Source organism: Flavobacterium sp. (assembly GCF_028712645.1).
Lineage (GTDB): Bacteria > Bacteroidota > Bacteroidia > Flavobacteriales > Flavobacteriaceae > Flavobacterium.
Genome location: NZ_JAQTPQ010000188.1, coordinates 1 through 7010, shown reverse-complemented (window position 1 = coordinate 7010; position 7010 = coordinate 1). Strand labels below are relative to the sequence as shown.

The following is a 7010-nucleotide window of genomic DNA, read 5'->3' as shown; positions in this document are numbered from 1 at the left end:
AGGTTCTTCGCAAAAAACAGTTATTAAATTTTTTAATTCCTGATGTGAAATTGTATAGAATAGATGATTTTCAAATTGTAACTGAGCAAAATCATTATCAAGTATTTCCGAACGTGGAGAACTTAATAAAGTCTCAATTTTTTCGTTTTTGAAATATAAATCAGAGCGGTTTGAGAATATTTTTGTTCCAAAATCATAATGTAATAAATGAAAATTTGAACTTTCTGGAAAATCTCCAAACACTTGACCATCCAAATTGATAATCAAATAATCGATATTGATTAAAGTTGAATCTTTAATTTGCGTTTTGAAATTCTTTTTTTTGTGACGCTGTCTATATGTTATCATATTATTTATGGTATTTTTTACGATAATTATAATTAATGTTTTTTGAATCTGTTTTACGCGCCTCTACTTCCATAGGCATAGTGTCATATCCAATAAAAATCAACTGAATAAAATACCTTAAATAAAATAGAATTAAACCCATTCGTTTATATTGTTGCCAGTGAATTAAATCGTGCTTTAGAATTTGAATATTACCTTTAAATTCTTTTTTAATAAATATTCCAAATGGGGGAATCGTCATAGCACGAAAAGGGGGGATAAGAAAAGAAACATAAAATAATTTAGGAGAGTTCTTTTTAAATTTAAACATAAAAGGAGTTTTAAAGTGAGTTGGTTGCCGTTATACCCTACGGCAAAATTTTATACGTAAATTATATATATACTTTTCTGCCCAAGCTTATAAATAAACTGTAACATATCAATATCATTTAAAGAAGTAATAAAACCACTTAAAGACGTTTTAGATTGATAAAAATCCCAGTGAATAGAAAATTTTTGAGCAATTTCACGAAAATCGGTAAATTGATTATTAAGTATTTTTACTTTTAATCTCATATTATAATTATTTAAAAATTTCGGAATAAGATGGAAGTTCTGAAACATCAAAAGGAGAAGGAATTTTTGAAAGTTTATCCACAAACTTTTTTAAATCCTCTTTATAAGATTGACTTTCAGAAATAAGAATAATTTTTATCTTAAGGTCAATATTATTAATTTCACGTAGTAAAAAATCATATTGAGATTTAAGGTTTTCTATAGATACAGTTTCTATAGGACATTTAATAAATTCCTCTATATCAAATTTTAAATAACCAAGAGATAATTTTTTATAATTTCTTTCTACAACTAAATCGTTTAAAGTCGCCATAATATTATGTAGTTAAAAGGTTATGTTTTAGTAATTTACCAAGCAAAGATTTGGCAGAATCACAATAAAATATGAATTCGTGCAATGCTTGATTTTGTTGGACTACAAAAAAATCCTTTTTTATATGGATTGTAATCCCTAATTTCGAACCACGAACACGAATATGCAAGACTTTAAAGCCTAACTGTTCAGTTTTACAAAATGGACGAATCTGTTTTAAAAATGTTTCTGCCTTAAAAGTAGTATGGCGCATTTTCTGAACCTCCAAAAGTAAGAGGGTGTAATTTTCGAGGGAATCTCGTTTTGAACTCATAATTATTTGTTGATAGTTTATACAACAAATGAACTATAATTTATATTATGTAAAATAGAGTTTTCAGTAAATCCATTTTAATTAACAACTGGTCCTACTTGGAAACATTTTCTTTCTTAGAATTGAGCATATAATTAGCCATTAGTTTTTCTATTAATTCATCCTTGGTCAAATGATGAAAAACAGATTTGACTTTATTCTTCAAATCTATCGAAACTTCGTGATTAGGCTTTGTTTTAAAAATTTGTTTTGCCCATAGCAAAGTGTTATTTTCTTCGATATTTTCATTAGTCGGTTTTTTGAACTTAGAAAATGTAATTCCCAATTCCTTTTCAAAATCAGCAATTTCTATAACTTCTTCTTGTTGTAGAACAGTTAATGAAAGTCCTTTGGCTCCAGCTCTGGCAGTTCTTCCGCTGCGGTGAACATAGTTTTCATAAGTATCTGGCAAATGATAATTTATTACATAAGAAATTTCTTTTACGTCAATTCCACGCGCTGCTAAATCAGTTGCAACTAATATATTAATGTGGCCTTCACGAAATTGTTCCATAATTCGATCCCGAATTCCTTGTGACAAACTGCCGTGCAAAGCTCCAGATGAAAAACGATTAATAGCTAAATTCTTGGCGAGTTTATTAACAGCTGCTTTGGTTTTACAAAAAATAATGCCGCGTTCTCCTTCTTTTGATGATAGAAAATGCATCAAAACATCCAGTTTTTCAATTGGACTTACAACAATATATTGGTGGTAGATTCCTTGATTTCCAACTGTTTCCATATTGGCACTCACTTGAACGACATTCTTATTTAAATAATTCTGAATCAATTGTTTAATTGTGCCTGGCAAGGTTGCTGAAAACAAAAATGTTTTATGTTTTTTTGGTATTTCTGCAATAATTTCGTCTAAACTTTCTTTTAAAATGGTAATCATTTCATCAGCTTCATCAAGAACCAGAAATTGGGTTTCTTTTAAATTGATTGCTTTGCGTTGGATTAAATCAATCAATCTTCCTGGTGTTGCAACAATTATATGCGTGGGATTTGAAAGTCGTTCAATCTGTGGTTTTATGGGTATTCCTCCACAAGTCGCTGCGATGGAAACTTCGGGAATATATTTGGCGAAAGCTTCTAAATTACTGTAAATTTGATGTCCTAATTCACGTGTTGGAACCAAAATTACAGCTTGAACAACCGGCAAATTGGTATCTATTAATTGCAATAATGGCAACCCAAAAGCTGCCGTTTTACCCGTTCCCGTTTTGGCAAGACCAACAAAATCAGTAGTATTTGATAAAAGCAGAGGAATTGTTTTTTGTTGAATTTCTGTTGGAACAACAAATTTCAATTCAGTTATTGCTTTTAACAAAGGTGCTGAAATTCCTAAATTGGCGAATTGTTTTGACATTTTTTAGTTTTATTTTTTATTGCAAAAAGATGAAAAATTATGAATGAAAAACTAATCTGCTTCGTTCATTATTTTTTCACGATACTTCTTCCCTATCAACAAAGTTAACTTCATTTTATAGTCTTCAACTAGCCATTCTCGGTAGTTTTTACTACATTGACTCAAACATTTTGCGTAGCGTTTCAATCTACATTCAATGTCTGGTTCTAATTCTCTTGACAATGATTTTGCTTCTTGCAATTCTTCGCAATTGTCTATGCACATTGATGCGTGTTGTTCTAGCGATTTTTCTAAAACTACTTTTGAACGTAAATTTTGAGCAATTGCCAATTTATGTTCTTCATCAACATCGAAAGTCACGATTTCTGTTTTGGCAAATTTAGCTCTTAATTCAGGAGGCATCGTGTATTTGAAATACAATTCAATTTCAGTATCATCACGTAAATTTTCTAGATAAAATTCAGGAGATTTGAAGATATGTTGCCAATTTACGGGTTCATCCCAAAGTCCAAAGCGTGCTGCATTATTTCCTAAATCGATTACGGTAAATGTATTTTTATTAGCTAATTTTCTGGAACCACGACCGATCATTTGGAAGTATAAAGTCAAGGATTTAGTGGCTCTATTTAAAATAATAGTTTCAACAGTTGGCTCATCAAAACCTGTTGTAAGAATTCCAACAGATGTTAAAATCGCATCAGGAGTTTTCTTAAACCATTGCAAAATATCTTTACGTTCTTCGGGACTACTGGTATTATCAAGGTGACGAATGCCATATCCGGCTTCCCTGAAAGTTTCATAAACGTATAACGAAGTGTTGATTCCGTTGTTGAAAATTAAGGTTTTTTTACCTAAAGATTTCTCGGTATAAGCGTGCAATAATTTCTCTTGCATTGCCATATTCGTATATAAATCATCGGATGATTTTACAGTATAGTCGCCATTTATTCCCACTTTTAAAGAAGTCAAGCCAACATCATAACTATACGTTGTTGCTTTTGCTAAAAATCCTTTTTCAATCAATGAATTTATGGTATCACCTACGATTAACTCGTCGTAGTTTTCGTGCATTGGAAGTTTTACATTCGAACTTAAAGGCGTTGCAGTAACTCCCAGAATGAAAGCGTTTTTGAAAGAACTCAATAATTTCCGAAAAGAATTATAATGCGCTTCATCAATAATCACTAATCCAATGTTGTCGAGATGTAGTTTTTCGTCATTGATACGATTTTTCAAAGTCTCAACCATTGCCACAAAACACGAATAATCGTTTTGATCCGGAAGTTCTTTTACCTTACTGTTGATTATTTTGTTTTTTACATCAAAACCTTTCAGCATTTTTGAAGTTTGCTTACAAAGTTCAATTCGATGGGTCAAAACAACTACTTTTTTGTTGTGTTTTTTCAGATATTGTCTAACAATTTCTGAGAACACCACAGTTTTTCCTCCGCCAGTTGGCAATTGATACAATAAATGATGATTGCTTGGAGCATTATCCAATCTTTCAAAAATGGATTCAATATCCCCTTTTTGGTATGAATAAAGTTCTTTTTTATCTTCTATTTCTGTTTCTAAAGTGTTTTGAGACATTGTTTTTTAATGGGTTTTTGCAAAAATACGCCTAAAAAACAGTTATTGCATCAAAATTCTATTTAAATAAATGGTAATGTTTAAATAAAATAGATTTAGAGATAGTTTCAACTACTCTAAACGCTCAATTATTGCAGTAAATTCTTCCTTGTTAAACCAGTTTTGTTGAGTAGTTTCATTATTAATCGCCAATATTCTAGGTTTAAACTCTTCTAATATACCATTGGCAATCATAAATTTAACTGCTTGTTCGAATGAATTGAACATACTTTTTAAAAACAATTCTGGTTTTACAACTCGCTCTGCCGAGAAGGTTTGCGCAATTTCTATCGAATAAAGCATTACATCACCAATGACAAATGGATCTACACCTAAAACGATAAAGTGTTTGATGTATTTTTGGGCAACGGAACGGCGCATTTTTGGCTTTCTGGGTTTTCCCGATGTTCTTGCAGGAAAATATTCGTTCGATATTTTGAGTTTAGATTCCTGTAAAAGGGATTCTTCCTTTGGATTAAAAACGAAATCATAATAGGTTTTTACGGCACTGAATTTCTCATACAACTCAACAATCTGTTCTTCTAGTTGCCTTTTGTTGAGTTGGGTCAAGTATTTTTTTAAATCGCGTTTGCTCATTATTCAAGTTTATTATTGCAAAAGTAAATTAGTTTGACGATGAATACTCCAAAAAATCAATGTTAATCGCTAATTTTGCAACAATAATTTTAAATACTACTTTTTTAATGAACAAATTTTTTAAAAACATTGCAATACTGGAAGGAATATCTTATTTGGTTTTATTTTCGAATATGCTCATCATTAAGTTTTTGAATCCAGTGCTTTACAAAACTTTCTTATTTCCAATCGGGATGACTCACGGTGTATTATTTATAGGATATGTTATTCTAGCATTTTTTTTGAAAAAGTCACAAGGATGGGATTTAAAATCATTCATTACTATTTTAATTGCCTCACTCCTACCTTTTGCTACCTTTTTTGTTGAAAAAAAATATTTGAAAAATGCATAAATTATTAGAAAAAGTATTCAGTTGGTGCTATCCTTTATTGCGAAAATGGGGGTTTGGAGAAACCATTGCGGCTTATTCAAGCTTAATAGTGAATATTTTTATTCTAAGTGTTTTATCTTATTTCATTTATCGTTTTTTTAGATTGGTTTTGATAACAATTATGGCAATTGTTGCTCGTAAAACCAAAACTAAATTTGATGATTTACTCATTTCCAATAAAACGGTAATGTACATTTCACATTTAATACCACTTTTATTTATCTATAAATCAGTTCCCATTATTCTAAAACAATACAATTATTGGGAAGGCGTTTTTGGGAAATTAGTTGGAATTTATATCATTTTGCTCATCCTTTGGATAATAAGATCTATTTTTAATGCTCTTAAAGAATATCTAAAAGGCATAACAAAATTTAGTGACAAACCTATTGATAGCTATATTCAAGTCTTTATGATTATTCTTTGGATAATGGGAATAGCTGCAATTTTTTCAGAAATTTTTGAAATTAGAATCGAAAGTTTACTGACCACTTTAGGAGCCATTTCGGCTATTATATTATTGATTTTTAAAGATACTATTCTCGGATTTGTTGCTAGTATTCAAGTATCAGTAAACGATATGTTACGAATTGGTGATTGGATTACTATGGATAAATTTGGAGCTGATGGAGATGTGATTGAAATTAGTCTGGCAACAGTTAAAGTTCGAAATTTTGACAATACAACTACCACAATTCCAACTTATAGTTTGATTTCTGATTCTTTCAAAAATTGGAGAGGAATGCAAAAATCAGATGGAAGAAGAATAAAACGTCACGTTTTGATAAAATCGAATAGTGTTCGGTTTATAAAAGATGAAGAACTTGATAATTTCATTAAAATTCAAATAATAAAAGAACATATTGAAAAAAAGAAAATAGAAATAGAAAAATATAATTCTCAAAACAACATTGACACTGATTTATCTCTTAATGGTCGAAATATGACAAATTTGGGATTGTTTCGAAAATATATTACAAAATACCTTGAGAATCATGCAGGATTAAACAAAAATATGACATTGATTTGCAGACAATTGCAACCAACAGCTCAAGGAATTCCATTGGAAATATATGTTTTTTCCAAAGATAAAAAATGGGAAAATTATGAGTATATAATGTCCGATATTTTTGATCACGTGATAGCTTCAGTTACCTTTTTTGATTTGGAACTTTTTGAATTACCATCCCAAGGAAGAGGCGTTTTTATCCCAGATTAAATAGAATCCAACCGATTTTTTACATATTCAATTTTGGTTTTTCCGTGTGCTTTTGGCTTTCCATCTGCACCAAGACTAACCATAGTTGTACTGTCAATTGTGATAATTGTTTCGCGAGTCATCATATTTCTTGCTTCACATTTTAGCGTTAAGGAAGTATTTCTAAACTTTACAACCAAAATTCCAATTTCTATAAT

At 30.2% G+C, this 7010-nt stretch carries 10 protein-coding genes and 1 pseudogene; 2 read left to right on the top strand and 9 right to left on the bottom strand.

Features of this window, described 5'->3' with window-relative positions; all coding sequences use genetic code 11:
* The 8 genes from PHC28_RS13425 to PHC28_RS13390 all read right to left on the bottom strand — a co-directional run.
* Positions 1 to 348: hypothetical protein (locus PHC28_RS13425; RefSeq protein ID WP_300101510.1), on the bottom strand; the 348-nt coding region annotated here is incomplete at its 3' end.
* Between the two features lies 1 nt (position 349).
* Positions 350 to 658 (bottom strand): hypothetical protein, encoded by a 309-nt coding sequence (locus PHC28_RS13420; RefSeq protein WP_300101507.1) that lies wholly within the window; start codon positions 656 to 658, stop codon positions 350 to 352.
* Positions 659 to 708: 50 nt separating this feature from the next.
* The gene (locus PHC28_RS13415) at positions 709 to 903 is read right to left on the bottom strand and encodes a hypothetical protein (protein ID WP_300101504.1); all 195 of its coding nucleotides are present in this window, start codon (positions 901 to 903) and stop codon (positions 709 to 711) included.
* A gap of 7 nt (positions 904 to 910) precedes the next feature.
* Positions 911 to 1216 (bottom strand): hypothetical protein, encoded by a 306-nt coding sequence (locus PHC28_RS13410; protein ID WP_300101501.1) that lies wholly within the window; start codon positions 1214 to 1216, stop codon positions 911 to 913.
* A 4-nt stretch (positions 1217 to 1220) separates the two neighbouring features.
* Positions 1221 to 1529, bottom strand: a complete 309-nt coding sequence (locus PHC28_RS13405; protein ID WP_300101498.1) for a hypothetical protein — start codon at positions 1527 to 1529, stop codon at positions 1221 to 1223.
* A gap of 94 nt (positions 1530 to 1623) precedes the next feature.
* Positions 1624 to 2937, bottom strand: coding sequence for a DEAD/DEAH box helicase (locus PHC28_RS13400; RefSeq protein ID WP_300101495.1), 1314 nt, complete (start codon positions 2935 to 2937; stop codon positions 1624 to 1626).
* Positions 2938 to 2988: 51 nt separating this feature from the next.
* Complete coding sequence (locus tag PHC28_RS13395; RefSeq protein WP_300101492.1) at positions 2989 to 4527, bottom strand: DEAD/DEAH box helicase; 1539 nt, start codon at positions 4525 to 4527, stop codon at positions 2989 to 2991.
* A gap of 111 nt (positions 4528 to 4638) precedes the next feature.
* A complete protein-coding gene (locus PHC28_RS13390) occupies positions 4639 to 5163 on the bottom strand; it encodes a DUF6155 family protein (protein ID WP_300101489.1) in 525 nt (174 codons plus the stop codon).
* Between the two features lie 107 nt (positions 5164 to 5270).
* On the opposite strand from PHC28_RS13390, the gene PHC28_RS13385 reads away from it, so the two are divergent.
* Positions 5271 to 5555, top strand: coding sequence for a DUF3817 domain-containing protein (locus tag PHC28_RS13385; RefSeq protein ID WP_300101486.1), 285 nt, complete (start codon positions 5271 to 5273; stop codon positions 5553 to 5555).
* The gene (locus tag PHC28_RS13380) at positions 5548 to 6813 is read left to right on the top strand and encodes a mechanosensitive ion channel domain-containing protein (protein WP_300101483.1); all 1266 of its coding nucleotides are present in this window, start codon (positions 5548 to 5550) and stop codon (positions 6811 to 6813) included. The genes PHC28_RS13385 and PHC28_RS13380 overlap by 8 nt, the downstream gene beginning before the upstream one ends.
* Here PHC28_RS13380 and PHC28_RS13375 read toward each other — a convergent pair.
* Positions 6810 to 7010: pseudogene (locus PHC28_RS13375) on the bottom strand (acyl-CoA thioesterase); the annotation flags it as partial. The gene PHC28_RS13380 and the pseudogene PHC28_RS13375 sit on opposite strands and share 4 nt — an antisense overlap.